The sequence below is a fragment of the Aliiroseovarius sp. S253 genome, assembly GCF_049800855.1.
In the GTDB taxonomy this organism is placed as follows: Bacteria; Pseudomonadota; Alphaproteobacteria; order Rhodobacterales; family Rhodobacteraceae; genus Aliiroseovarius.
On record NZ_JBNAFW010000002.1, the window covers coordinates 502894 to 527463 of the forward strand.

The window sequence follows — 24570 nt, forward strand, 5'->3', positions numbered from 1 at the left end:
CAGTGATGGAAGAAGACTCCAATAAGCGCCGTCCGTTTGTTTTGCGGGCGGCGCTTTTTCTTTTGTCCTCACTGCTGTCGATTGCGCTTCTGGGACTAGTTGCGATGTGGGTGCTGCTGCGGCCGGACAGTGTTCTGCCAGAGCATTGGAACCCCACGCGTCCTTTGTCGATTACTGCTCCCGTGACGCCTGTGACGCGCTGGCAATTGCGTGTGGCCTCGCGGGATGAAGCTGTGTGCCGGGATGTGCTTGCGCAGGCGGGGATCGGGTTCTCGAAGATGGAGCCGTTGGTATCGGGCGAGCACTGCGGGATTTCCCAGCGGGGAAGCCTGTCATCCTTGATCGATGCGCAGGTCTCGCCCATTGAGACCCGTTGCTCTACCGCCTTGCGTCTAGCCATGTGGGAGCATCACGACATTCAACCCGCCGCGCGTCAGCATCTGGGGTCGGATGTGTCGCAGCTTCTGCACATTGGCAGCTATAACTGCCGCAAAATGCGTACATCGCGTGGCACCGAAAACGCATGGAGCAGCCACGCAACAGCGCGTGCTTTCGATATCACCGGCGTGCGTCTGAGTGATGGCCGAAGGCTGACTTTGTTGAAGAACTGGGAAGGTGCCGGGGCCGAAGCTGCATTTATGCGTCAAATCTGGCGCGGATCATGCAAGTGGTTCCGCTTGGTTCTGGGACCGGATTACAACCGACTTCACGCCGATCATTTTCACCTGCAAACCAGCGGCTGGGGTTTTTGCCGTTAGAACGAAAAAGGGGCGCCGAAGCGCCCCTGATCTTTAGGGTCTTTAAAGCTTACAGATCTTCGCCGAAGCCAAAGTTCTCGGTCACGTAATCGATGTCTTTATCTCCACGACCCGACATGTTGATCAGGATCGACTTGCCCGGATGCTTCGGCGCTTCGCGCATGGCGAAGGCAACAGCATGCGCGCTTTCCAGTGCCGGGATGATGCCTTCGGTGCGGCTGACGGTGAAGAACGCGTTCAGCGCTTCTTTGTCGTCACAGGCCGAATAGTTCGCCTTGCCCGTACGGTGCAGGTGCGCATGTTCCGGACCAACGCCCGGATAATCCAGACCCGAAGCCACGGTGTGAACCGGAGCCGGTTCGCCGTTTTCGTCCTTCAGAACCATGGTGCGGAAGCCGTGGATGTCGCCATCTTCCCCGAAGGTGATGGTGGCAGCGTGTTCGCCCAGTTTGGACGAGGTGCCCATGGGTTCAACACCGTGCAGCGAGACGTCTTCGTCATCGATAAAGCCCGAGAACAGGCCCATTGCGTTCGAACCACCGCCGACACAGGCAGCAACCATGTCGGGCAGACCGCCGGTCATCTCGATGAACTGCTCGCGCGCTTCGACGCCAACGATGTGCTGGAAGTCGCGAACCATCATCGGGAACGGATGCGGACCCACGACCGAGCCGATGGCGAACAGGGCACGGTCGGCTTGCTCCATGTAGCTGCCGAAACAGCTGTCAACGGCCTCTTTTAGCGAACGACCGCCGAAGCCCACGGGAACAACCTCGGCACCCAGCAGCTTCATGCGGGTCACGTTGGGGGCTTCCTTGGCGATGTCGATCTCGCCCATGTGGATTTCACACTCCAGACCGAAATAGGCCGCAGCGGTCGCCAGCGCCACGCCGTGCTGGCCCGCGCCGGTTTCTGCCATCAGCTTTTTCTTACCCATGAACTTGGCCAGAAGACCTTCGCCCATGCAGTGGTTCAGCTTGTGCGCGCCGGTGTGGTTCAGGTCTTCACGCTTGGCATAGATCTGGGCACCGCCGCACTGTTCAGACAGGTTTTTCAGATAGGACACAGGGGTCGGACGGCCCTGGAAATGCTTGCGGATGTGGCGCAGCTCGGCGATGAAGTCGGCCGACTTCGAGATCCGGTCATAGGCCTCGCGGATTTCCTTGAAATGCGGTTCCAGCGGGGGCGGCAGCATCGCGCCTCCGTACTCGCCAAAGAAGCCGTCACGTGTCGGTGTGGATTTGAGATATGAAGCCATGTCCTGTTGTCCCTCGTGTAATTTGTCCACGAGATGAGACAAGGAAACGGCCTGCGTCACAAGTCGAAAGTTGCGGTTCACAATGATTATCTAAAATAAAATTGCGGCCCCGCGTGAACGAGGCCGCAATAAACTAGTTCGAATAGCTGAAATTAGCCGGGGATGCGCAGGTTCTGGCCCGGATAGATCAGGTCAGGGTCCTTCAGCATCGGCTTGTTGGCTTCAAAGATCTCTTTATAGCGCGCGCCGTTGCCCAGTGTCTTCTCAGCGATCGCCCAAAGCGTGTCGCCTTTTTCAACGGTGTGGAATGTCGGATCACCTTCGAGCTCGGCTTCGACCTCGGCCACGCCTTCGACATTGCCAACCGCTAGGATGACCTTCTCACGCTCTTCCGCGCTCAGGTTCTCGCCACCTTTAACGGTGACCTTTTCACCATCAACCTGAATATCCAGCCCCGAGGTGTCGATGCCCAGATCTGCGACTTCCTTGTTCAGGGTGTCGGCAGATGCGGTTTCATCTCCGCCAAACAGCGATTTGCCCGCACCTTTTACGAAACTCCAAAGACCCATTGTTCTCTCCTTGAGTAGTATGTGTTGCGATCATCCTGCGTCAAATAGGCGAAAAAACCTAGGGGGAATGCTGCGACAAACTTTTCCTTTGTGGAAACCATGTTTCCGCCTAGAGTTTCGGTGACAATATTGAACCACCAGCAAATTGGGAGACAGAAATGGGAAAGCGTGACGATCTGATCGCAAAGTATGCGGATGATCTTAAGAACAAGTGTGGCATGTCGCCGGATATGGACCTTCTGACCAAAGTAACAATCGGATGTGGCCCGGCGATTTACAATGCCGACGCATCGACCGTTGCTGCCGGTCAAGAAAGCGAACTTGAGACCGTCAAAAACAATTTCCTGATCAAGAAACTGGGTCTGGCTGATGGGCCGCAGCTGATGGACGCCATCAACTCGGCAATCGAAACCTATGGCCGCAGCGAGCGTAACAAATACCGCGCCGTGGTGTATTACATGCTGGTAAAACAGTTTGGGAAAGAATCTGTCTACGGCTGATATGCCCGGACATTCTTGACCTATCAAAGCGCGGCCATTCGGTCGCGCTTTCTGCATTTTAAGGGGATGTTAAGTGTAAACCATTGCAATTGAATGGTATTTTACCGGCATTTCGATTGCGAGACACCGCAGCATGCGATAGCTTCATCTACGAAGACCAGGACGGTCGGACCTTTAATTCAGAGACACGTGTGGTGCTGAGGGAGCACGTGGGGTGAGGAAGGGGTCCGAGACGTCGGGCCCCTTCTTGTTTCTCACATCACGCCCAGAACCAGCCCGATGACGGTGCAGCCCCCAACGGCATAGCCCCCATCCATCCAGATCAATGACTTCGAGCGATCGCTGAACATGACATTGTTGATCATCCATGGGGCGACCACGAATAGCCCAAGCCCCAACCCGGCGATCATGCTTTTGCCCGCACCATCAATGCCTGCCATGCTGAACATGTGCCGCATCATTCCAGCGACGACGACAGCCCCCAGAAAGGCCACGATATAGGGTTTCGGATCGGATGCGTTGTGTGGCTTGCCTTGGTCGTCGGTCTGGATACCCGAGGCTTCAACCCACTGTTTTGAAAGCGTCATGTACCAGACTGCACCGAAAGCATAGCCCGCAACGGCGGCAACGATGACTTCCAACATATGATTTCCTCCTGTTCGACTGATCTCATGCGATCAGCAGGGCAAGAGGTTGTCAAGCGTCGCCCGCAAGTTCCAGAATGATGGCCCATTCGGCGTCGGTGACGGGTTGAACCGACAGGCGTGTGTTGTTGACCAACACCATATCGGCCAGACGCGGGTCATCCTTACACATGGCCAGCGTCACGGGTTTTGGCAGGGCGCGTACGGCCTTGATGTCCACGCAATCCCAGCGCTCGTCGTCAGTCGTGCTGTCCTGATGGCTTTCCGCGATCACCTCGACGATGCCGACGATCTCTTTTTCCTTCTGCGAGTGGTAGAAGAAGCCGAGATCGCCCACTTTCATCGTGCGCATGTGGTTGCGCGCCTGATAATTGCGTACGCCGTCCCATTCCTCGCCCGCGTCCCCTTTGGCGACCTGTTGGTCCCAGCTCCAGGTCGAGACTTCGGATTTGAACAGCCAGTACGCCATTAGCCAACCACCCGGTTCCACTGCTCGATGCGGACATCAGCAAACAGACCGGCCTTCGCATAGGGATCGCCATTGGCCCAGGCTTGTGCGTCGGCCATGTCATCAACGTCCAGCACCAGAAGCGATCCACACATCATACCGTCGGCGTCCAGAAACGGACCTGCCTGCGCGACCACGCCGGTGTCCTTGATATAGGCCAGATGCGCCTCGCGATTGGCTTTGCGGGTTTCGATGGCACCGGGTTTGTCAGTGCAGATGACGGCTACAAGCATTCATTCCTCCTTGAGCGGCCGTGACAAGAGCATGTCGACAGCTTCGTTTATGGTCAATTGATTGTCCAGCACGGCGACAACCATCTGCGCGATGGGCATTTCAATGCCGGCGTTTTGGGCAAAGTTAGAGACTGCTTTGGCGGTTGCACGCCCTTCGACGGTCGTGCCTTCCGGCAGGGGATCTCCGTGGCCAAGTGCCAGTCCATAGCTGTAGTTGCGGGATTTTTCGGACGAGCAGGTCAAGGTCAAATCGCCAAAGCCAGACAGGCCGGACAGCGTTTCCGGCTGCGCACCCTTTAGGGCCGCATAGCGCTGCATCTCGGCATAGCCGCGGGTCATCAGGGCGGCACGGGCGCTTTCGCCCAGCCCCGCGCCCATCGCGATGCCGCAGGCGATGGCGACGACGTTCTTCAGGGCGCCACCGATCTCGACCCCGATCAGGTCGCTGCTGCGATATACGCGGATGTTGTTGGTGGACAGCGCAGCTTGCAGCGCTTCGCCATTTTCACATGCCAAGGTCAGGGCCGTGGGCAATCCAGCTGCAATATCGACAGCAAAGCTGGGGCCAGACAGGATCGCTGGCGTGGCCGAGGGACAGGTGCGCTGAATGATTTCGGCTGGGCCAAGCCCAGATTGCAGATCGACCCCCTTACAGCAGGCAACAAGCGTCTTGTGCTGGAATAGGGTCGCATTCTCGGCCAGAAACCCAGCCAATTTTTGCATCGGAACCGCTAGCAGGATGATGTCCGATGTCTGCACACCTTCGATCTGATCAAGCACCGTCAGGCTGTCGGGAAAGGCAAAGCCTGGCAGGCGGCGGGTGTTTTCACGTGCGATGGCCATGTCGCCAGGATCGCGCGCCCACAGGCCGACTGCGCGGCCATCTTGCGCTAAGGAGATGGCCAAAGCCGTGCCGAATGCGCCTGCGCCTAGAACCGAAATGCTCATGCCTTTGCTCCCTTTTTCCCTGATCCCAACATTGCTGGTGCACGTTGGTCAAGCGGCCATCGAGGTCGCGCTTGCAAGGACATGTCATCTTGATGTCCTGCGCGGAAGCGCTCGATCCCGGTCCAAGCAATCATCGCGGCATTGTCGGTGCACAGCGCCAGTGGAGGGGCAAGGAAAGCCGTGTCGTGCTGTGCACAAACAGTCTCTAACTCACCACGAATGGCCATATTGGCGGCAACACCCCCGGCCACGGCCAGTGTGGGCTGTGTGGGATTAAGTAGCAGGTATTCTTTCAGCGCACGGCGTGATTTCTCGGCCAGAACATCGCGCACGGCAGCTTGGAATCCGGCGCAAAGGTCGGCGCGGTCCTGGACACGAAGCCCACCATGTTCCGCCACCAGCCGGTCACGTTCGCGCAGCAGGGCGGTTTTCAAGCCAGAGAAGCTCATATCGCAGCCGGGACGATCCAGCAGCGGGCGCGGGAACTTGAAGCGTTTGGGGTCGCCGTTCCTCGCCTCGGCCTCGACCGAGGGGCCACCGGGTTGGGGCAGGCCCAGAAGCTTTGCAGTTTTGTCGAAGGCTTCGCCGGGGGCATCGTCGATGGTGCCACCAAGGCGGCTGAATTTTTCCGGACCCTCGGCGATCAGGAATTGGCAATGCCCGCCCGACACCAAAAGCATCAGATAGGGAAATGCCGCCTGATCCGTCAGGCGCGGGGTTAGCGCGTGGCCTGCAAGGTGGTTCACGCCGACCAGCGGCTTGCCCGAACCTATCGACAGCCCTTTGGCGCACATGACGCCCGCTAGCACCCCACCGATCAGGCCGGGGCCAGCGGTGACAGCGATGGCGTCGACGTCAGAAAGCGTCATTTTAGCCTGCGTTAGAGCCTGTTCCACGCAAGTATCCAACTTTTCCGTATGGGCGCGTGCGGCGATTTCAGGCACCACCCCGCCGAAATCCGCGTGTAGATCTGTTTGGCCTGCGACCACGGATGACAGAACTTCGGGCGCCTCTCCGGGCAGATGACGCACCACTGCGGCGGCGGTATCATCGCATGAGCTTTCAAGCCCTAGAACGGTAAGAGGTTGATCTGAATTGGTCATCGGTCAAGCGATCTGTTGCGGGGACGGGTCCGCTCGGGGTAACACCAAGACAGTTCGCAGACAATCCCGGCCGCCCTTATGTCCCAACCCCCGACCCTCGTTCTGACGCGTCCGCCAGCAGCGGCACGAAGAGTCTTGGATCAGATCGAAAGTGCGCTTGGCCGCCCGGTGCGGCATATTTTGTCGCCGATCCTGCAGATTGAACCGGTCGGGACGTGGCCGGATCTGCCAAAGGGGGTTGAGGTGATTCTAAGTTCCGAGCATGCGGTGCGGGGCGATTTGTCTGACGTCGTCGTCCATTGCGTCGGAGCGCGGACGGCATCGGTTGCCATGGCGCAAGGGGCGAAGGTTCAAACCACTGCCACGACTGCCGAAGAGCTGTTGCAGGTGCTGGCGACCAGATCTGCTGAGTATCTACATTTGTGTGGATCACATAAAGCGGTCGATATTTCGGCCCGGCTGACGGCATTGGGTCACGCTTGCCGCGATCATCAAGTCTATGCGCAGGTCACACAGCCTCTTTCCGAACAGGCTCGGGCTGCTCTGGAAGGGGAAGACCCCGTATTGCTTCCCCTTTTTTCGCCCCGCTCGGCACGATTGGTTGTAGAAGCCATTGCGAAACCGGGTCCGCGGCTCCACGTAATTTGTATGAGCAAAGCGGTCGAGGCCGAGTGGCGAACAGCCACCGGCTGGCCCGCTGACATTGTTGTCACGCCCACAGGTGACGCAATGGTGAGAGAGATTGTCGCAGCGTTGGGCGGTCACGCCGCTTGAGCGATGACAAGGCAGGCGATAGGCTGTTCTACGCAGCTGCAGCATTTTAGAGTAAGATTCGAGGGGTTCGTGACATTGGCCAAGTCTCCGAAAACAGCCAAGGCAAAGACGAAAGCGGTGGAAGACGCCGTGGTCGTCGAAGAAACCAAGCTGGACGAGGAACAGGGAAACACCCCCGAAGATCCGACCAATGGCGAGACCCTGACGGAACCCGAACAGGGTAACGATACTGGCGCCGACGACGCGGATCGCGAAACGGGCGAAGACCTGCCGACAGATGAGGCCGAAGAGACCTCTGACAAGGAGCCGGAGAAGGCGGACATTCCGGTCGATGCTTCCGACACTCCTGCACCGATCATTGAACAGAAGCGCGAGTCCAGCTTCTTGCCCATGCTTTTGGGGGGTGCCATCGTCGCCGCCCTTGGATTTGGTGCGGCACGCTATCCCGATCAGTGGCCGTTTGCTCAGGCCGTCGAGGATCCGGTGATTGCCGAAATGGCCGCGCTTCAAGACCGCATCGCGGGACTGGAAAGCAGCACTGCGGCGCAGAGCGACAGCCTTGACGCACTGGCCGCGGATGACTCGCTGGATCGCCTTCGGGGCGAGACATCGGGAACGATGGACGAATTGCGCACGCAGTTGGACAGCATGACCGCCAAGCTGGGCGAGCTTGAGAACCGCATTCATACAGTTGAGAAACTGCCCCAGGGCTCGGGTATGGAAGCGGCGGCTGCCGCGGCCACCGCGTATGAACGCGAATTGCAGCAGATGCGCCAGATGCTCGATACCGAGCTTGCGCGCATCACCAGCCAGAAAGAAGACGCACAGACACTGGAAGTGTCCGCCGCCGAAACTGCACGGGCAGCTGGTGCACGCGCCGCCATGTCGCGCGTTCATGCAGCGCTTGAGACCGGCCAGCCCTTTGGCGACGCGCTGTTTGATCTGACGGAGAACGCTGGTCTTGCCGCGCCGGATGCCTTGTCGTCCATCGCTGCTGATGGCGTTGCTACTCAGCAGGGGCTGCAATCCAGCTTCCCTGAAGCGGCACGCGCATCTCTGGATGCAGCCATTCGGGCCGCTGTTGAGGGTGGCTCGATGGATCGGGTGTCGGCCTTCTTCCGGACCCAATTGGGCACACGGTCGTTGGAGCCGAAGGAAGGCGACGATCCGGATGCGATCCTGTCGCGCGCCGAAGCGGCGTTGAAAGCTGGTCAGGTGGACACCGCTTTGACTGAACTGGCGGCAATGCCCGAAGCCGGACAGCCCGCGCTGGCCGATTGGATCGCAAGCGCAACGCAGCGCCGCGATGCTTTGGCCGCAGCGACCGATCTGTCCACGCAACTGAATACGAACTGAGGATACGCCGATGCTTTGGTCTTTGATTAAGATTGTCCTGTTCATCGCCGCGATTGCGCTTTTGACGATAGGTGCTGGGATCCTCATGGAAACGGATGGTGGTGTGCGCATCGCCGTTGGCGGCACCGAATTCAATATGGAGCCACTTCAGGCCGTGATTGCCGGCGTGCTTCTGGTGATTGCGATTTGGCTGGCGCTGATCGTGTTTGGCCTGATCATCGCCTTTGTGCGCTTTGTGAACGGCGATGAAACCGCGATTTCGCGCTATTTCGACCGCTCGCGTGAACGGAAGGGATACGAGGCTTTGGCCGAAGGCATGATGGCGATTGCGTCGGGCGAAAGTTCGACCGCGATGTCGAAAGCTGCCCGGGCCGAGAAATATCTGCGTCGCCCTGAACTGACCAACCTGCTAACCGCTCAGGCGGCTGAAATGTCAGGTGACAAGCGTAAGGCCGCTCAGGTCTATAAGCGTCTACTGAAAGATGAGCGCACGCAGTTTGTCGGTGTGCGCGGGATCATGAAGCAGAAGCTGGACGAGGGTGACACCGAGACCGCGATGAAGTTGGCCGAGAAAGCCTTTGCGCTGAAGCCGCGTCATACGGAAACGCAGGATGTGTTGTTGGGCCTGCAGGCGCAAAACAATGACTGGGCCGGAGCGCGCAAAACGCTGGGTGCCAAGCTGAAGTATGGCGCCCTACCCCGTGATGTGCACAAGCGCCGCGATGCGGTTCTGGCCCTGTCCGAAGCCAAAGGCGTGATGAAAGAGGGCAACCCCGTCGAAGCGCGCGTCGCCGCGATCGAGGCGAATCGCCTGTCCCCCGATCTTGTGCCTGCTGCCGTAATGGCCGCGCGTGGCTATATTGCGGATGGCAAACCACGATACGCCTCGCGTGTGCTGGTCAAAGCGTGGTCGGCGCAGCCCCACCCTGATTTGGCCGCAGCTTTTGCTGACATCGCCCCCGATGAAACCCCTGCCGATCGGATCAAGCGCTTCCGCGCGCTGACCAAGCATCAAGATGGTAACCCCGAAACGCGGATGCTGTTGGCCGAGCTGAACATCTCGGCCGAAGACTACCCTGCCGCTCGCAAGGCGCTGGGCGATCTGCCCGACACGATGCCAACCCAACGTGCGCTGACGCTTCTGGCGGCGATTGAGCGGGGCGAGGGCGCATCGGATCACGATGTTCGTGCCGTTCTCGCACGGGCTGTGACGGCACCGCGTGGGCCGCAATGGGTTTGCGAAAGCTGCAACCATGTGCACGCCGCGTGGCTGCCGGTCTGTAACAACTGCGATGGGTTCGACACGCTTGCGTGGAAGCAGGCTCCAGAAGCCGAAGGCGCTGTTCCAAGCGGAGCGGAAATGCTGCCTTTGGTGGTCGGCGACGCGCCCGAGCCCGAGGTTGAGGACGTCGAAGAAGCTGATGACGAAGGTACCGTGCTGGACGGTGAAGTTGTCAAAGAAGCGGACGACAAGCCCGCTGCGTAAAGATCAGATCAGGCGGCGCTACTGTGTTGCCGCCTGATACCACGCCACGATTATCTGGCGTTCTTCCGGTTCCATGAAGCTGACATTTGCAGGTGGCATCGCAGTGGTGCGGCCCGAGTGCAAATAGATCGCCTTGGCCCATTTCGCGACTTCCGGCGCGGTTTCCAACAATACGCTTTTTGGGGCGCGGTGGATGCCGTCGTATCCTGGCTCGCGGGCGTGGCACATCGAACAGCGGCCCAATACGATGTCGGTCACATCTTCGAACCCGTCCGCGCTGGCAAAGACCTGTTCGGTCGGGGTCAGTTCGCGGGCCTCTTCTTCATCCCAGTCGCTTTGTTCCAGCGGAGCTGTCGACAGCCACATGATCAGGATGAACAGGATGACTGTTACGGCCCAAGTCCATGTGGGTTTTCCGATCCGCGCATGCATCGAGTTGAAATAATGCCGGATCGTAACTCCCATCAGGAAGACCAGCGCCGCAATCACCCAGTTATATTGAGACGCAAAAGCCAGCGGATAGTGGTTCGACAGCATCAGGAATACGACCGGCAGAGTCAGATAGTTGTTGTGGGTCGAACGCAGCTTGGCGATTTTGCCGTATTTGGCGTCGGGCGTGCGGCCCTCTTGCAGGTCTTTCACCACAATACGCTGGTTCGGCATGATGATCAGGAACACATTTGCGGTCATGATCGTCGCCGTAAATGCGCCAAGATGCAGCATCATCGCGCGGCCTGTGAAGATCTGGTTGTAACCCCAACCCATCACGACAAGCAGCACAAACAGAAGCACCATCAGGGCGGTCGGGCGCTCGGCCAGCCCTGATTTGCACAGCGTGTCATAGACCAGCCAGCCCACCGTCAGCGACACGGCTGAGATCAGGATCCCCTGCCACAAAGTCAAGTCAGCTTTGGCCGCGTCGATCAGATAAAGTTCGCCGCCGACCCAATAGACGATCATCATAAGGGCAGCCCCAGACAGCCAAGTGGAATAGCTTTCCCATTTGAACCAGGTCAGATGCTCGGGCATGTTTTCGGGCGCTACAAGGAACTTGCGGATGTGATAGAACCCGCCGCCATGTACCTGCCATTCCTCGCCATGCGCACCTTTCGGCAGATCTGGCGCTTTGCGCAGCCCTAGATCCAACGCGATAAAATAGAAGGACGACCCGATCCAAGCAATTGCCGTGATGACGTGCAGCCAGCGCACGGCAAAGCCCAGCCATTCCCAGAAAATTGCGGCTTCTGCCATTTCATTGTCCCTCGTTGCTGTTTGCGCCATGCGCCAAGACAAAGACTAACCTGAAACACCGGGGGCAGGTCCATTCTTTTGTGCAGATCGGGACGGGCCATTTTCTCTTGCGCAATGATCATGTCGGGTCTAAAACCCCCAACGCTGCGGGGCGGAAGTCGCCCGGCAACATGTGGGCCGCTGTAGCTCAGCTGGTAGAGCACGTCATTCGTAATGATGGGGTCGTAGGTTCAAGTCCTATCAGCGGCACCACTTCTTCAAACACAGTTGGATCAAGATAGTTCCGGTCGTGAAGGGCTGGACGCGGGTGTCGCGTCCCTTCGTTATTTTGAATTGCCGCCTGATTTCTGCGACAGAAAATAGCTGAGCGCCCCGATGACAAGTGCAATGGCAACGCCATAGCCAAGCAGGTCGCGCTCGCCATCCCAGCTGACCACTTGACCCAAAAACAGCACGCCAAGGACAACGATGACTACCGCGATCAGCTTGTTCTTCAGATCATCAAGATTATTGATCGTCAGCCAGCTTGGAAGCTTCACATTCGTGCTGATAAAGAGCTCATAAAGCCCGATAGCGACGATATAAAATACAGTGCCAAGAAGGAATAGATCGATGATCTCGATGAATTCCAGCGACAGCCCCTTGGCAACTTTTCGCGTCAACTCGCCGGCTTGAATGGTGTTCAAGATCAACTGAGCAGTCGCCATAAACCCATAGACAAGCAATGTGGTCGCCGCCAGAAGTGCGCCGATCACAGCGAAGATGACCAGAAAGCGGCTTGCGCCAAGAAGTGTGCTCATTGTCTGCTCCCTTTTGTCCTGTGTGCGCAGCACTCTGCCAGTCGTCAAGCCGAGATTCTTGTGAGGTGAGGATTAGCCGCAGCTTCAAAACCCTGAATCTGCTGTACCCGAGGGGCTATTGCCCGTGGCGATCAATCAGATTTACGAAATGGCGGATCAGGTTTTGGGGACACCGGGTTAAGCCAATGTGGTGCCCCGTTAGTTCACGCGAATAACATCCCCTGCGCGCAGACTTTTCTCTGCATTCCCAACGCGGATCCAGATTTTGTCGCCACGGATGCGCGAGACACGCAGTGTGCTTAGCTTCGTGCCGTTTGTAACTTTCACAATCTGGCCGTTATCAAGCGCCAGCAGGGCCCACGCGGCCGAGCGGGTTTGGAACACGCCTACGACTGACACACGTTTGCTTCCCGCCACCGATACTTCGCTGATTGCTGCGACTTTGGGCGCAGCAGCCTTGGGCGCAGCTTCTTTCGGCTTCTCGGCGACGACCGGTCTCTTTGGGCGAGGCTGAGGTTTAAGCGCATAGGTGGGCGTTTCTACTGCGACGGTGGTCGGCGCAGTTGGTTCCGGCACGGGATCAAGTGTGGCCGCTTCAACCGGGGCTTCGGGCTCTGCAGGGGTCAGTGTTTCCGCAAGTGCCTGTTCAGGCAGCGGATCAATCAGAACATTCGGAAACAGAGTTTCAGCGGTTGTTGGGCCATAGGAAGCAAGCCGATGGGCCGTTTCGGTCTGCACCAACTTCGGCTCATCAATCCCGATCAGAACCGGCGCGTTTGCCAGATCTTCAAAGTGCAGCTCTGGTACCAAGTTTGCTGCGACACTGGCCCGCTGGTCGGACAGGGCTTCCGGAACTTCGCGTATCGCTGGGGGCGAGAATTGGAGATCTCCAAGAGAGGCTAGGATTTCGGAGGTGTCCGCAGGGCGCGCGCTTTGCCATCCCGTGCTACGCACGATCGGCGCGAATTCGAGTGATAGGTCCGGTGAGGAAGCAGTGGTCAGCGGTATGGGCAGACCGTCCGAAACCGCAAGAACCTGCGCGGGTTCGACAAGGTTCACATAGTCGATCGCTGGCTTGGCAGGTTGTGACGCCGGTTCTGGCTTGGGGGCTACGATTTCCGGTGCAGAGGCTTCAGGCAAAGGATCCGCGGGTGCAACTTCGGTGTCCGCTGGGCTATAGGCCAGTTCGGTTTGTGAAAAGTTCACTCGGGGAACAGAGGAGTTGGGCAAAACCAAGTTTGATGCAGCGACTGCAACCGTCAAAAATAGGCATGCTGCCCCTGCAAAGACAAAGGCAACCGAAATCGGAAAATGCCGCTCTTGATACGCACTCATCAGAAAAATCCGTAAATCGTCAACAACTATACCTGTATGCCCGTCCGTCCCAACGTGAACGAAAAGGCGTCTGATCATAACTCCATTGTTAAAACCTAATATGAAATTACGTCAGAATTTTAGGCAGAATGCGTCGAAACTGCGCGGAAATCAATGATATGGCCGTATTTTCCACCAAAGGATTAACGCACATTCGCTTAGCGGGTAATCTGAACGCTTGTGTTTTGGCGTTGTTTCCGTATGTCTGTGGAACGACTGTTTAAAGTACAAGCTTATAATGAAGATAGGGTATCTTGGGGATGAACTACCTGCCAAAATTGGGACTTGCAGGCGCTGCCGTGTCGCTGATGCTAAGCGGTTGCGTAAGCAATGAGACGTCCAACAGTCAGACAGAGCCTGCTGCCAAGGCGATGTCTGAGGTGCAAACGAACACGAACTCGGATCAGTTTCTTGCTGTCGAAGATGCGCAAGAACTGGTTGATGCACGCGCCGGCGACTATGCAAAGCTGACACGTGATGCGCGTCAAAAGGGCGCCTTGGGCGGTGCCTTGCGCGGCGCGCTGATCGGTTTGATCATCGACGCGGATCCCGCGTTGATAGCGGGCGGTGCCGTGATCGGTGGAATGATTGGTGCTGAAAGCGGCAACCAGGTCGCGTCGAACCTGATCCTTGAGCACAAGAACTATTTGATCCGCCGTTGGTCGCTGGAACAGGTTCTTGCCTCGGTCCGGACTGACAGCAAGAACACGCGTTTTGATCTGATCTTGTCCAATAAGATGATTGATGCGGCCAAGGATGCGCCCGCACAATCGGTTGATACCAAGACTGTTGCGCAGTTGGGCGAGTTTAAGAACCACGCCGTATCGCGCGCATTGGCGTTGAAAGAAATCATGCCAATCTATGACGATCAGCCCGCTGCGCAGAAGCAGTTGGAGCAAGAGTTGCGGACCCAGCTTGCCATGATCTCCGATCTTAACGAGAACCTGCTTCTGTTGGAGGCGCTGACATGAACTCGCCACGTATTATGACCGCTGCTTTGGCCGGAGCCGTTCTGACGGTGGCCGCAGCGTGTACACCGACCCAGACGCTGGAAGATCCGTGTGCGGCGGCAGACCGCCCCGTGACACTTGAGAACCTGCTGGAAAACAGCTTTGCCAGTGCCTACGAAGCCTGCCTCGCCGAGGTGCGCGACGAGGCTGTTAAGGAATTGGAGAACTGATGCGAAGCAAGATCATCCTGATCGGGTTTTGCGCGTTCCTGTCAGCGTGTAGCGCGCAACATCTGCCCCACGGCACAAACGGGGATTGCACGGAAGACACGTGCGAGGTGACGCGCGCGGACGTATCCGATCGTCACTGGCTGTATCAGTGGTATTATTTCCTGGCGTTCCCGTTCATCAGCGGGTCCTGATCCAGAACTAGGCTCAGAAATTACAACAGGCAGGGTGAAAGCTCTGCCTGTTTGCTTTTCTAAGGGCATTGCCACACCATGATGGACCGGCTTCAGGCTGGGCACTTCCCTTCCCTTGATAACAGGCTCAAAGCAAAAGGGCGGCAGGTTTGCACCGGCCGCCCTTCGTAGTTGATTTCCTGTCAGATCAGAACGTGTAGTCCAACCCGATCGAAACACCCAGAGAATCCCAGCCGTCACCGCCGTCGGCAAACACCGACCCGCTGACCAGGAAGTTCGACCCGCTGTCATAGTCCAGCCCGATCTCAACCCGTCCGGAATGGCCCTCGGTGAGCGATCCGGCGGCCCCGCCATTGTCTACATCGAAGGTCCAGATCGACATGGCGCCAAGGCTTGCTGTCAGGATTGCTCCGTTGTTCAGGGCAATGTCGCGCGTGATGGTCGGGCCAACTTCGAACGAGCCGAAGGACGTCGTTACAGCCGGAATGCGATTGCCACCGTTGTCCTGATAGGCGTCAGTAGTTTCTTCGAACCAAGACACGCGAGCTTCGGGAAGAATGGTGAAGCCACCGGTCTCGAACTCGCCAACGATGGCGGCTGTTGCAAGCCAGCGTTCCGAGTTCACATCGTCGGTATAGGTGCCGAAGGGCGACACTTTGTTCTTGGCTTCACCCCAAGCAAGACGCGCATCGAAGAACAGGTTCTCGTGAATTCGAGCTGTCATGTAGGGTCCGACCATATAGCCGTCGCCCGAGATCGACGCACCACCGGGACCAGACGCCTCGGCGTGGTCGAACTGTACGCCAAGACCTACCAGCAGATCTGGGTTTACAAGGTAGTCCAAGCCTAGATGGATGATGTTGAAATCACCCTGCATCTGTCCTGCCGAGAAATCCGAATACGAAGCCTCTGCCCAGAATTTATATGGTGTGGTTTGGTCAATAATGTTGGACGCTGCAAGGAACGTACCACCACCTTCGCCTTCACCCTCTGCTGCCGAGCCACCACGTGTGACCGCTGGTGCTGCTCCGCCTGAATTGCCCAGACGCCCAACACGGCGGTGCACGCTGGGACCGCTTTGCATGATCATACGACCGCGTGCTTCCGAGAACTGGGCGACCTGTTCGGTCGTGACCCCAACGAAGTCGATGGGCTCCGTAACATCGATCGTCAGGAATGCGGTTGCGGATGAACCACCCGGCGATGCGTAAGTTGTGATGACGATCTGATGTGCCCCAGGTGCGAGCGTACCAGGCAATGTTACAGTCGTACTTACATTGTAACGGCTTGTGGCGTTTCCGCTAGCCGAGTTCGACCCAGAGGCCAGCAAGGTGGTGCCATCCAGATGGATTTCCCACGGCGCAGCCGTCGGTCCGTGCCCAATGTGATAAACAGAATAGTCAAAGCTCACGGTCATCGAAGTACCCGCGTCTAGCGTGGCTTTCGATGCTGCTTCGTTGGCAATTCCTCGATTTGAGTGCGCATAAGCGTGTGTTGCCCCAACAAGGCCAACCGCAACCACTGCTGCAAATGTTTGAAATCTTTTTAGCAAGCCGGACACACCCATTTTGTCCAACTTTTCCTTAGTGCGCGTAATCGCCATCCCCTAACTCCTTCAAGCTCGTTTACTCATGCCAATTGGCACGTTGTGCGAGTTCCAAAATCGACAAGATGTCCGGAAGGAATCAGAAGATTCAATACGCCTTGATAAACGTTTTGTTTTTGTTTCGCGCGCGCCCGGAACAGATCGTCAAAATCGAAATGTTACCCCCAAATCTGGTTGTATTTACGTTTGGTTAACTTTTGAAGAAAAGAGGGTCTGGGCGTGATGATTGCAGGACAAAAAACCCCATTTGGGTATTTTTGCTACAGTTTGAATTACCTTAGGTAGAAAGTTGAGTCGAGTGAGCGAACCAAGGGTGGATTGGGAGAGAGACAGGTTTCTGCGATGAACGCGGCTCGAGCACTATTTTAGACGGGTTAGATCCCAAAAGTCGCCATCACGGAACAAGCGCAAAACGATTGTTGCGGATGCCGAGGCAGCAATGCCCTTCGCTGAAAACTTGTTGGGCGGAGTGAACACCAGATCAAACTGCGTCTGGGATGTGCCGTCGACCAATGTCGCCTCGATTGTGATGTTCTCTGCACTTCGAGGCGTCAGGTCTAGATCATAGAGATAGACTGCGACTTCGTTGTCCAAACGTACAAGTTCGACATGGTTGTGTTGGGTCGCAACAATCGGCCCACCATGCTGCCCGTTGTGTTCGGGGCTCTGATGCGCATGTACCATCTGAGCGCTTGCTTGAAGCACTAGAATTGCGGTCGCGACGCGCTTGAACTTCGAAAGAACCATAATCACATCCCCATTTTCGGAAAAACCGGAGTCATTATACAAACGCTCCACCCGATTGATTGGATACGATGTGACCCAACGCATATCAAGCGCCCATCAATGCGCGCGGCGGCGTCGACGGTATTCCGTCATCGGCATTATGTTTCAGTGAAAGTGGTGAGCCGTGAAGGATTCGAACCTTCGACCCACTGATTAAAAGTCAGTTGCTCTACCAACTGAGCTAACGGCCCACTCTGTGAGCGCGGTGACTAAAGGCAGTGGCGGGTGGGGTCAACCCCATTTTCGAATGAATCTGCACGATCTCTGGCAAAAGTTTTGCCAAGGGCTTATATCGCGGCTCATGGCTGATACGCAGACACATACGGACGCCCTTGAGTTCATGAAATGGCACGGCGCGGGCAATGACTTCGTGATGATTGATTCACGGGGGCGGGATGCTGTTGTTTCTCGCGAACTGGCCGCAGGGCTGGGTGACCGCAATCGAGGTGTTGGCTTTGATCAGCTGGCCGAGATTCGCAGCTCGGACGTAGCTGATATTGATCTGGATTTCTGGAACGCGGATGGCAGCCGGGCCGGGGCGTGCGGAAACGCGACCCGTTGCGTGGCGCGGTACATGATGGAGCAGACCGGCAAGGATGCCCTGACCATCCGGACCTCGCGTGGAATTCTGCAGGCACGGGCCGACGGTGATCTGGTCGCTGTGAATATGGGGCAGCCTCAGCTGACGTGGCAGGAAGTGCCATTGGCACGCGACGTGGACCTGCAGCACCTGCCGCTGGAAGGAGATCCCGTCGCTGTCGGAATGGGCAACCCGCATTGTGTGTTCTTTGTAGATGATGCTGAGGCTATGGATGTCGCCGGGATCGGGCCGGGTTTCGAAACCGATCCGCTGTTCCCTGAAGCCACTAATGTTGAATTCGCCGAAATCCGCTCGCGGGATGAGATTCGTATGCGCGTCTGGGAACGCGGAACAGGGATCACGCTGGCCTGCGGCTCGGGCGCCTGCGCGACTGCCGTTGCCGCCCATCAGCGCGGTCTGACCGACAAGCGCGTACGGATGGAGCTGGATGGCGGTTGGCTGACGCTGGATTGGCGCGAGGATGGCGTCTGGATGACCGGCCCCACGGCCTTTGTATATAGCGGCCAGCTGACGCAAGCCTTTCTGAAGGGGCTGTAAGATGGGCGCGAAACCCCCTGTATTTGCGACGCTAGGTTGTCGCCTGAACGCCTATGAGACTGAGGCGATGAAACGTCTTGCCGACGAGGCTGGCGTCGAAGGCGCTGTGGTGGTGAACACCTGCGCCGTGACCGCCGAGGCGGTGCGCAAAGCCCGTCAGGAGATCCGCAAGCTGCGCCGGGAACACCCGGACGCGAAGGTGATCGTCACTGGCTGCGCCGCCCAGACCGAACCTGAGACCTTCGCCAATATGGACGAGGTCGACGCGGTTATCGGCAACCACGAGAAAATGTCGCCCGAAACCTGGGCGGGCCTTGCCCCCGATCTGATCGGCGAGACTGAGCGCGTGCAGGTCAACGACATCATGTCTGTGACCGAAACCGCCAGCCATTTGATTGATGGGTTTGGCACGCGGTCCCGCGCCTACGTACAGGTTCAGAACGGCTGCGATCACCGCTGCACTTTCTGCATTATTCCCTATGGCCGCGGAAATTCGCGGTCTGTACCGGCAGGCGTTGTGGTCGATCAGATCAAGCGACTTGTGGATCGTGGCTTCAACGAAGTTGTGCTGACTGGGGTCGACCTGACCAGTTGGGGGGCTGACCTGCCCGGAGAGCCGCGCTTGGGCGATCTGGTCATGCGCATCCTGCGACTGGTGCCAGATCTGCCGCGCCTACGCATCAGCTCGATTGATTCGATTGAAGCGGACGAGAATCTGATGCTGGCCATTGCGTCCGAGCCACGATTGATGCCGCATTTGCATCTGAGCCTCCAGCACGGGGACGACCTGATTCTGAAGCGGATGAAGCGTCGCCATTTGCGCGACGATGCGATTGCCTTCTGTGAAGAGGCGCGCAAGCTGCGCCCCGGGATTACCTTTGGCGCAGATATTATCGCAGGCTTCCCAACTGAAACTGACGAACATTTCGAAAATAGCCTGAAGCTGGTCGAAGATTGCGACCTGACATGGCTGCACGTCTTCCCGTACTCGAAACGCGAAGGCACGCCTGCCGCGAAAATCCCCAGCAAGGTTGATGGCAATGTGATCAAGGCCCGCGCGGCGCGTCTGCGGGCGGCTGGCGATGCACAAGTACAGAGGCATCTTAAAGCGCAAATCGGGAAGGAACATCAGATCCTGATGGAGAACCCCACAATGGGCCGCACCGCCCATTTCGCCGAGGTTGTGTTCGATACCCCTCAGATCGAGGGCGCGCTGATCACAGCCACGCCCACGCGGATTGTAGACAAACAGTTGGTTGTCTGATCACCGTTGATCCAGGAAGTAATCTCACACTGTTGAGGGACTTCCCGGTTTCTTGTGATGAAAGACATTGTTTAGGGTCGCAAGGCCAAACTAGATCACGATGGTTCAAACATAAAATCGTGAGCCCCAAGCTTGTGACTTTGCCGATATCCGAAATCGGCTAAGAATTCGGCGGCTGCATCGAACTCACTCTTAAACTCTCGCAGTTCAATCCAGATCTTGGGCCGTGCCTCGGTCAATGTCTTCTTTGCACCTGACAGGACTTCAATGTGCATCCCCTCAACGTCGATCTTAATAAAGTCCACAGCTCCACCGGTTTCCTCATCGATCAAGGAATCCAGTGTTCGCATGTCAAATTTGCCATCGGTGTCTTCTTTGAAGGCTGTCGCGCCGGTATTGCGGGCAGCATATGCCGTGATTGATCCTGCTCCTTCCACGCTTCCGAGCATGCAGCTAGCTACGCTGCTGTTTTGAATGTCGTTAAGGCGAATATTCTCTTGCAACGTACGATTGGCGGATTTCTGGGGTTCCACAGAAACGAGCCGCGAAGGCTGAAACATCAGAGCAAAGAAAAGGCTATGGTTTCCGATATTGGCGCCGACATCATAAATGATGCTGCCATTTTCGATCCCGGCTTTTTGATAAAGAAGCTCTAGCTGTCGAGTTTCATAGAACGTTCCTGATCTCAAAATTGCCTTCTGAATAAAGTCACGATCAGCGTGTGGAAGGCTCATTTTGACTTCCTCATCATTGTAAAGGAAGTTGAAAACATGCCCATCCTCGAGGAGCGAAATACGTTGAAGTTGAAGCATGTCTTCCATTCTGTTGGCGACAGCATTCGTAATCGAGATCAGCTTGTCGAGCTTTTCGTCCAGTGAATCCATTTTCCGGCCTTGCTTGTTAAAAATCTATTCTGCAATGCAGCATGTATATTGCGCGCGCCGCATATCGCCTGGGTTGCATTAAGGCCTGATTGGATTAACGAAGGCAAGATGTTAGTCATCCGTTTGCTGATAGATCAATGGTAGGTTGGAACCGAAACGCCCACACGGATCGTGGACAAACAGCTGGTTGTCTGATCACCTGTTGGCAGCAAGCCAAAGGATCAGCCATGCACCCGAACCCCGCCTTTCGCGGCAGCCCACGCGATGGGAACATCGCCTTCGCCCAGTCCCGCGCCTTTGGGACGCTTTGCGTGGCGGGGGATGCGCCTTTGCTGTCTCACATCCCGTTTCTTCTTTCTAACGATGGAACCCTGGCCGAATTCCATCTGGTCCGCTCGAACCCTATCGCACGTGTGGGGGAAGTGAATGCGGTGATCGCGGTCTCTGGCCCTGATGGATATGTCTCGCCCGATTGGTACGGGGTCGCTGATCAGGTGCCCACATGGAACTATGTCGCCGTACATCTGCGCGGGCGATTGGTGCCGCTGGAGCAAGACGCGTTGCATGACATTCTGGTGCGGCAGGCGGCGGCCTATGAGGCGCGGATCGATGGCAAAGCCCCGTGGACCTTCGACAAGATGACACCCGAGGTGATCGCCAAGATGGAGCGGATGATCGTCCCCATGCGGCTTGAGGTCGAAACCATCGACGGCACATGGAAGTTGGGCCAGAACAAGGACGACCCGGTACGTGAAGCGGCGGCGGCACAGATGCATACGGGCTTTGGGCAAGAGCTTGCCGAAATTGCAAAGCTGATGGGCGAACCGCCTGCGTAAGTGGACATAAGCCCCTTGCCTCCCTACATTTCTAAGTAAGGAGAATCTCATGGCTTTACCGCTCGCCCCAATTGCTGCCGTTGCGCTGCGCTACGGCGCTGTCGCCCTGACCACCTATGCCATCGCCCGTTCAGTTGAACGTGGGCGGCGGGATCAGCGAGTCGAGGACGCTTTGGACGAGGCGCCTGATGGGCTGACCGCGCGACGCGAGAAGTCCACCGAGCACGAGCAAGTGAACGCCACCGCGCGGATGCGTCGGGTGATCCGTCTTGGGGAAAATGGACCGGGGGTTGAAATTGACGCCGTTGGCCTAACCCGTATCCGCTTTAGGAAAGTATAAGCCATGCAACTGATTACGGCTGACCCGTCGCCATTTGCGCGCAAAGTGCGCGTGTTGTTGAGAGAGACCGGTCTGGAAGGCGACGTAGAAGAGGTCACAGTCGCGACCTTGCCCACAGCCCCCAATCCGGCAGTGACAGCCGCGAATCCCTTGTCGAAAATCCCGGCGTTGATCCGGCCCGATGGCCCTGCGCTTTATGACAGCAGGGTGATCACCCGTTTTCTGGATGCCCGTAGTGGTGGGAAGCTTTATCCCGAGAACCAGATTTGGGATATCCTGACGCTTGAGGCGACGGCGGATGCCATTATGGATGCTGCCGTTCTGATGACTTACGAACTTCGCCTGCGCCCCGAAGGGATGCGGTTCGATGACTGGATCGAAGGCCAATGGGGCAAAATCGAAGGCGCGCTGGACGCGCTGAACACCCGCTGGATGAGCCACCTGTCTGGTCCGCTCGACATGGGTCAGATCTCTGTCGGCTGCGCGCTGGGCTATCTGGATTTCCGCCACGACGCCCGCGGCTGGCGCAAGGGGCGTGACGCTCTGGACGACTGGTTTGCAGTGTTCTGCGAGCGGGAAAGCATGAAGGCGACGAAGCCGATTTAAAGGGCGACTCACGTGTCAGATTGCAGATGGGAGTCAGGCGCAGCCTTATATATTTTGCGCTAAGCTAAAAAAAATATCTGCAATTTTTTGGATGTTCGCGCCAACAATGCACCTGCAGCATGTTTTCCGGGTACCATATCCTTGAAAACCACCCCCTGCGCCCTAATGACTTCTGGACTGAGCGCGTTTCCTTAGCTAAACAGCCGCGAAACGGACCGCTTGCAAAGGCGGTCTTCAGTCGTGTCGGTTGCCATATTGCAACCTAGCTAGGGAGATGCGCTCGTGTCACACGCCGACGACCACGAAGGAACCCGCCGGGATTTCCTTTACTATGCGACCGGTGGCGCCGCAGCCGTAACGGCTGGTGCTGCTGTTTGGCCGCTCGTCAATCAAATGAACCCCTCTGCCGATGTTCGGGCGCTCAGCTCGATCCGCGTTGATATTGCTGACGTCGCTGTCGGCAGCCAGATCACCGTGAAATGGCTGGGCAAGCCGGTATTCATCCGCCGCCGTACTCAGGAAGAAATCGATGTTGCTCGTGCAGACAACAACGCTGACAACCTGATCGACGCGTTTGCTCGTAACGACAACCGCGATGCGGCCCTGTCGGCTGACGACCAAAACCGCGCGATGGACGAAGCTGGCGAATGGCTGGTGATGATGGGTGTGTGTACCCACCTTGGCTGTGTGCCTCTGGGCGACGGCGCTGGCGAGTTTGGCGGCTGGTATTGCCCCTGCCACGGCTCGCACTACGACACTTCGGGCCGTATCCGCAAAGGTCCGGCACCTGAAAACCTGCCCGTTCCCGTCGCCGAGTTCGTCGACGAAACGACGATCAAACTGGGATAAGGGAGGCTTACATGTCTGGAATTCCTCACGATCACTACGAGCCCAAGTCGGGCTTTGAAAAGTGGCTGGACGAGCGTCTGCCCATTGTCGGCCTTGCCTATGGCACGCTGATGATCCCCACCCCGAAGAACCTGAACTGGTGGTGGATTTGGGGCATCGTACTGGCGTTCTGCCTGGTGATGCAGATTGTCACCGGTATCATTCTGGTGATGCACTACACCCCGCATGTTGATCTGGCGTTTGCCTCGGTCGAACACATCATGCGTAACGTGAACGGCGGTCACATGATCCGCTATATTCACATGAACGGCGCGTCGCTGTTCTTCCTGGCTGTGTACATCCACATCTTCCGTGGCCTGTTCTACGGTTCGTATAAGGCACCCCGCGAGATCACATGGATCGTCGGCATGATCATCTATCTTCTGATGATGGCCACCGGCTTCATGGGTTACGTTCTGCCTTGGGGTCAGATGTCCTTCTGGGGCGCAACGGTTATCACCGGCCTGTTCGGTGCGATCCCGTTCATCGGCGAACCGCTGCAGACCTTCCTGCTGGGCGGACCTGCTGTGGACAACGCCACGCTGAACCGCTTCTTCTCGCTGCACTACCTGCTGCCCTTCGTGATCGCCGCGCTTGTCGCCGTTCACATCTGGGCCTTCCACACCACGGGCAACAACAACCCGACCGGTGTTGAGGTTCGCCGTGGTTCGAAAGAAGAAGCCAAGAAAGACACCCTGCCGTTCTGGCCCTACTTCGTGATCAAAGATCTGTTCGCGCTGGGTCTGATCCTGATTGGTTTCTTTGCAATCGTCGGCTTCATGCCCAACTATCTGGGTCACCCCGACAACTACATCGAGGCAAACGCTCTGGCGACGCCTGCACACATCGTTCCGGAATGGTACTTCCTGCCGTTCTACGCGATCCTGCGTGCTTTCACCGCGGACGTTTGGGTTGTGCAGCTGGTCAGCTTCCTGACTGGTGGCATCATCGACGCGAAATTCTTCGGCGTGCTGGCCATGTTCGGCGCCATCATCGTGATGGCTCTGGCACCTTGGCTGGACACTTCGTCGGTACGTTCGGGTCAATATCGCCCTGCCTTCAAATGGTGGTACCGCCTGCTGCTGATCGACTTCGTCGTTCTGATGTGGGTTGGCGCTCGTGACACGAACTTCCCGCATGACTGGATTTCGCTGATCGGGTCGACCTACTGGTTCGCCTACTTCCTGGTCATCCTGCCGCTGCTGGGTCTGTTCGAGAAACCGACCACCCCCCCGGCAACGATCGAGGAAGACTTCAACGCCCACTATCCCGGCGCAGCCGAGTGAGAG

28 protein-coding genes and 2 tRNA genes are annotated in these 24570 nt (G+C 57.3%); 16 read left to right on the plus strand and 14 right to left on the minus strand.

Annotation, left to right across the window (positions count from 1 at the left end; genetic code table 11):
* Nucleotides 1–5: 5 nt before the first annotated feature.
* Nucleotides 6–758 carry an extensin family protein gene (locus ACP15F_RS13930; RefSeq protein WP_424941426.1) on the plus strand — a complete coding sequence of 251 codons (753 nt, stop codon included), beginning with the start codon at nt 6–8 and terminating at the stop codon, nt 756–758.
* A gap of 49 nt (nt 759–807) precedes the next feature.
* Here ACP15F_RS13930 and trpB read toward each other — a convergent pair whose 3' ends face one another.
* Both trpB and lysM read right to left on the minus strand, forming a co-directional pair.
* A complete protein-coding gene (gene trpB / locus ACP15F_RS13935) occupies nt 808–2016 on the minus strand; it encodes a tryptophan synthase subunit beta (RefSeq protein ID WP_424941427.1) in 1209 nt (402 codons plus the stop codon).
* A 152-nt stretch (nt 2017–2168) separates the two neighbouring features.
* Nucleotides 2169–2585 (minus strand): peptidoglycan-binding protein LysM, encoded by a 417-nt coding sequence (gene lysM, locus ACP15F_RS13940; protein ID WP_424941428.1) that lies wholly within the window; start codon nt 2583–2585, stop codon nt 2169–2171.
* 158 nt (nt 2586–2743) lie between these two features.
* Between lysM and ACP15F_RS13945 the strand changes: the two genes are divergently transcribed.
* Nucleotides 2744–3085, plus strand: coding sequence for a DUF2853 family protein (locus tag ACP15F_RS13945; protein ID WP_424941429.1), 342 nt, complete (start codon nt 2744–2746; stop codon nt 3083–3085).
* Nucleotides 3086–3339: 254 nt separating this feature from the next.
* Here ACP15F_RS13945 and ACP15F_RS13950 read toward each other — a convergent pair whose 3' ends face one another.
* Genes ACP15F_RS13950 through tsaD form a run of 5 tightly spaced genes read right to left on the minus strand, consistent with a single transcriptional unit; the run spans nt 3340 to nt 6521 of the window.
* Nucleotides 3340–3729 (minus strand): DUF1761 domain-containing protein, encoded by a 390-nt coding sequence (locus ACP15F_RS13950; protein WP_424941430.1) that lies wholly within the window; start codon nt 3727–3729, stop codon nt 3340–3342.
* Between the two features lie 52 nt (nt 3730–3781).
* On the minus strand, nt 3782–4198 hold the full coding sequence (locus ACP15F_RS13955) for an EVE domain-containing protein (RefSeq protein WP_424941431.1): 417 nt from the start codon (nt 4196–4198) through the stop codon (nt 3782–3784).
* On the minus strand, nt 4198–4470 hold the full coding sequence (locus ACP15F_RS13960) for a YciI family protein (protein ID WP_424941432.1): 273 nt from the start codon (nt 4468–4470) through the stop codon (nt 4198–4200). Before ACP15F_RS13960 ends, ACP15F_RS13955 begins: the two co-directional genes overlap by 1 nt.
* Complete coding sequence (locus ACP15F_RS13965; RefSeq protein ID WP_424941433.1) at nt 4471–5418, minus strand: NAD(P)H-dependent glycerol-3-phosphate dehydrogenase; 948 nt, start codon at nt 5416–5418, stop codon at nt 4471–4473.
* Nucleotides 5415–6521, minus strand: a complete 1107-nt coding sequence (gene tsaD / locus ACP15F_RS13970) for a tRNA (adenosine(37)-N6)-threonylcarbamoyltransferase complex transferase subunit TsaD (RefSeq protein ID WP_424941434.1) — start codon at nt 6519–6521, stop codon at nt 5415–5417. The genes ACP15F_RS13965 and tsaD overlap by 4 nt, the downstream gene beginning before the upstream one ends.
* Before the next feature lie 78 nt (nt 6522–6599).
* On the opposite strand from tsaD, the gene ACP15F_RS13975 reads away from it, so the two are divergent.
* The 3 genes from ACP15F_RS13975 to ACP15F_RS13985 all read left to right on the plus strand — a co-directional run bounded on the left by ACP15F_RS13975 (nt 6600) and on the right by ACP15F_RS13985 (nt 10137).
* Nucleotides 6600–7295 carry a uroporphyrinogen-III synthase gene (locus ACP15F_RS13975; protein WP_424941435.1) on the plus strand — a complete coding sequence of 232 codons (696 nt, stop codon included), beginning with the start codon at nt 6600–6602 and terminating at the stop codon, nt 7293–7295.
* Between the two features lie 69 nt (nt 7296–7364).
* A complete protein-coding gene (locus ACP15F_RS13980; RefSeq protein ID WP_424941436.1) occupies nt 7365–8651 on the plus strand; it encodes a COG4223 family protein in 1287 nt (428 codons plus the stop codon).
* 10 nt (nt 8652–8661) lie between these two features.
* On the plus strand, nt 8662–10137 hold the full coding sequence (locus ACP15F_RS13985) for a heme biosynthesis protein HemY (protein ID WP_424941437.1): 1476 nt from the start codon (nt 8662–8664) through the stop codon (nt 10135–10137).
* Between the two features lie 18 nt (nt 10138–10155).
* Here ACP15F_RS13985 and ACP15F_RS13990 read toward each other — a convergent pair whose 3' ends face one another.
* Complete coding sequence (locus ACP15F_RS13990) at nt 10156–11388, minus strand: urate hydroxylase PuuD (RefSeq protein WP_424941438.1); 1233 nt, start codon at nt 11386–11388, stop codon at nt 10156–10158.
* A 176-nt stretch (nt 11389–11564) separates the two neighbouring features.
* Here ACP15F_RS13990 and ACP15F_RS13995 point away from each other — a divergent pair.
* Nucleotides 11565–11640 (plus strand) — tRNA-Thr (locus tag ACP15F_RS13995).
* Between the two features lie 71 nt (nt 11641–11711).
* Here the strand turns inward: ACP15F_RS13995 and ACP15F_RS14000 are convergent.
* Both ACP15F_RS14000 and ACP15F_RS14005 read right to left on the minus strand, forming a co-directional pair.
* The gene (locus ACP15F_RS14000) at nt 11712–12188 is read right to left on the minus strand and encodes a YqhA family protein (protein ID WP_424941439.1); all 477 of its coding nucleotides are present in this window, start codon (nt 12186–12188) and stop codon (nt 11712–11714) included.
* Nucleotides 12189–12386: 198 nt separating this feature from the next.
* A complete protein-coding gene (locus tag ACP15F_RS14005) occupies nt 12387–13394 on the minus strand; it encodes a hypothetical protein (RefSeq protein WP_424941440.1) in 1008 nt (335 codons plus the stop codon).
* 428 nt (nt 13395–13822) lie between these two features.
* On the opposite strand from ACP15F_RS14005, the gene ACP15F_RS14010 reads away from it, so the two are divergent.
* From ACP15F_RS14010 to ACP15F_RS14020, 3 genes are read left to right on the plus strand one after another with little or no spacing between them, the layout of a single operon-like run.
* Entirely contained in the window at nt 13823–14533 is a 711-nt protein-coding gene (locus ACP15F_RS14010) for a hypothetical protein (RefSeq protein WP_424941441.1), read from the plus strand.
* The gene (locus ACP15F_RS14015) at nt 14530–14742 is read left to right on the plus strand and encodes a hypothetical protein (protein WP_424941442.1); all 213 of its coding nucleotides are present in this window, start codon (nt 14530–14532) and stop codon (nt 14740–14742) included. Before ACP15F_RS14010 ends, ACP15F_RS14015 begins: the two co-directional genes overlap by 4 nt.
* On the plus strand, nt 14742–14933 hold the full coding sequence (locus tag ACP15F_RS14020) for a hypothetical protein (RefSeq protein WP_424941443.1): 192 nt from the start codon (nt 14742–14744) through the stop codon (nt 14931–14933). The genes ACP15F_RS14015 and ACP15F_RS14020 overlap by 1 nt, the downstream gene beginning before the upstream one ends.
* 187 nt (nt 14934–15120) lie before the next feature.
* Here the strand turns inward: ACP15F_RS14020 and ACP15F_RS14025 are convergent, their stop codons facing one another.
* From ACP15F_RS14025 to ACP15F_RS14035, 3 genes are all read right to left on the minus strand, one after another.
* Nucleotides 15121–16536 (minus strand): autotransporter outer membrane beta-barrel domain-containing protein, encoded by a 1416-nt coding sequence (locus tag ACP15F_RS14025; protein WP_424941444.1) that lies wholly within the window; start codon nt 16534–16536, stop codon nt 15121–15123.
* Between the two features lie 363 nt (nt 16537–16899).
* Nucleotides 16900–17286, minus strand: a complete 387-nt coding sequence (locus ACP15F_RS14030) for a hypothetical protein (protein WP_424941445.1) — start codon at nt 17284–17286, stop codon at nt 16900–16902.
* Between the two features lie 154 nt (nt 17287–17440).
* Nucleotides 17441–17516, minus strand: a tRNA-Lys gene (locus tag ACP15F_RS14035).
* Between the two features lie 110 nt (nt 17517–17626).
* Between ACP15F_RS14035 and dapF the strand changes: the two genes are divergently transcribed.
* Together dapF and mtaB are read left to right on the plus strand one after the other, a co-directional pair.
* Nucleotides 17627–18463 carry a diaminopimelate epimerase gene (gene dapF / locus ACP15F_RS14040; protein ID WP_424941446.1) on the plus strand — a complete coding sequence of 279 codons (837 nt, stop codon included), beginning with the start codon at nt 17627–17629 and terminating at the stop codon, nt 18461–18463.
* Between the two features lies 1 nt (nt 18464).
* Nucleotides 18465–19727 carry a tRNA (N(6)-L-threonylcarbamoyladenosine(37)-C(2))-methylthiotransferase MtaB gene (gene mtaB, locus ACP15F_RS14045; protein ID WP_424941447.1) on the plus strand — a complete coding sequence of 421 codons (1263 nt, stop codon included), beginning with the start codon at nt 18465–18467 and terminating at the stop codon, nt 19725–19727.
* Between the two features lie 95 nt (nt 19728–19822).
* On the opposite strand, the gene ACP15F_RS14050 is transcribed toward mtaB, so the two are convergent.
* The gene (locus ACP15F_RS14050; RefSeq protein ID WP_424941448.1) at nt 19823–20611 is read right to left on the minus strand and encodes an FkbM family methyltransferase; all 789 of its coding nucleotides are present in this window, start codon (nt 20609–20611) and stop codon (nt 19823–19825) included.
* Between the two features lie 227 nt (nt 20612–20838).
* Between ACP15F_RS14050 and ACP15F_RS14055 the strand changes: the two genes are divergently transcribed.
* The 5 genes from ACP15F_RS14055 to petB all read left to right on the plus strand — a co-directional run bounded on the left by ACP15F_RS14055 (nt 20839) and on the right by petB (nt 24567).
* A complete protein-coding gene (locus ACP15F_RS14055; RefSeq protein WP_424941449.1) occupies nt 20839–21447 on the plus strand; it encodes an FMN-binding negative transcriptional regulator in 609 nt (202 codons plus the stop codon).
* 49 nt (nt 21448–21496) lie between these two features.
* Nucleotides 21497–21787 (plus strand): hypothetical protein, encoded by a 291-nt coding sequence (locus ACP15F_RS14060; protein ID WP_424941450.1) that lies wholly within the window; start codon nt 21497–21499, stop codon nt 21785–21787.
* Nucleotides 21788–21790: 3 nt separating this feature from the next.
* Nucleotides 21791–22393 (plus strand): glutathione S-transferase, encoded by a 603-nt coding sequence (locus tag ACP15F_RS14065; protein ID WP_424941451.1) that lies wholly within the window; start codon nt 21791–21793, stop codon nt 22391–22393.
* 282 nt (nt 22394–22675) lie between these two features.
* Nucleotides 22676–23242 (plus strand): ubiquinol-cytochrome c reductase iron-sulfur subunit, encoded by a 567-nt coding sequence (gene petA / locus ACP15F_RS14070; RefSeq protein ID WP_424941452.1) that lies wholly within the window; start codon nt 22676–22678, stop codon nt 23240–23242.
* Nucleotides 23243–23253: 11 nt separating this feature from the next.
* A complete protein-coding gene (gene petB, locus ACP15F_RS14075; RefSeq protein WP_424941453.1) occupies nt 23254–24567 on the plus strand; it encodes a cytochrome b in 1314 nt (437 codons plus the stop codon).
* Nucleotides 24568–24570 lie beyond the last annotated feature (3 nt).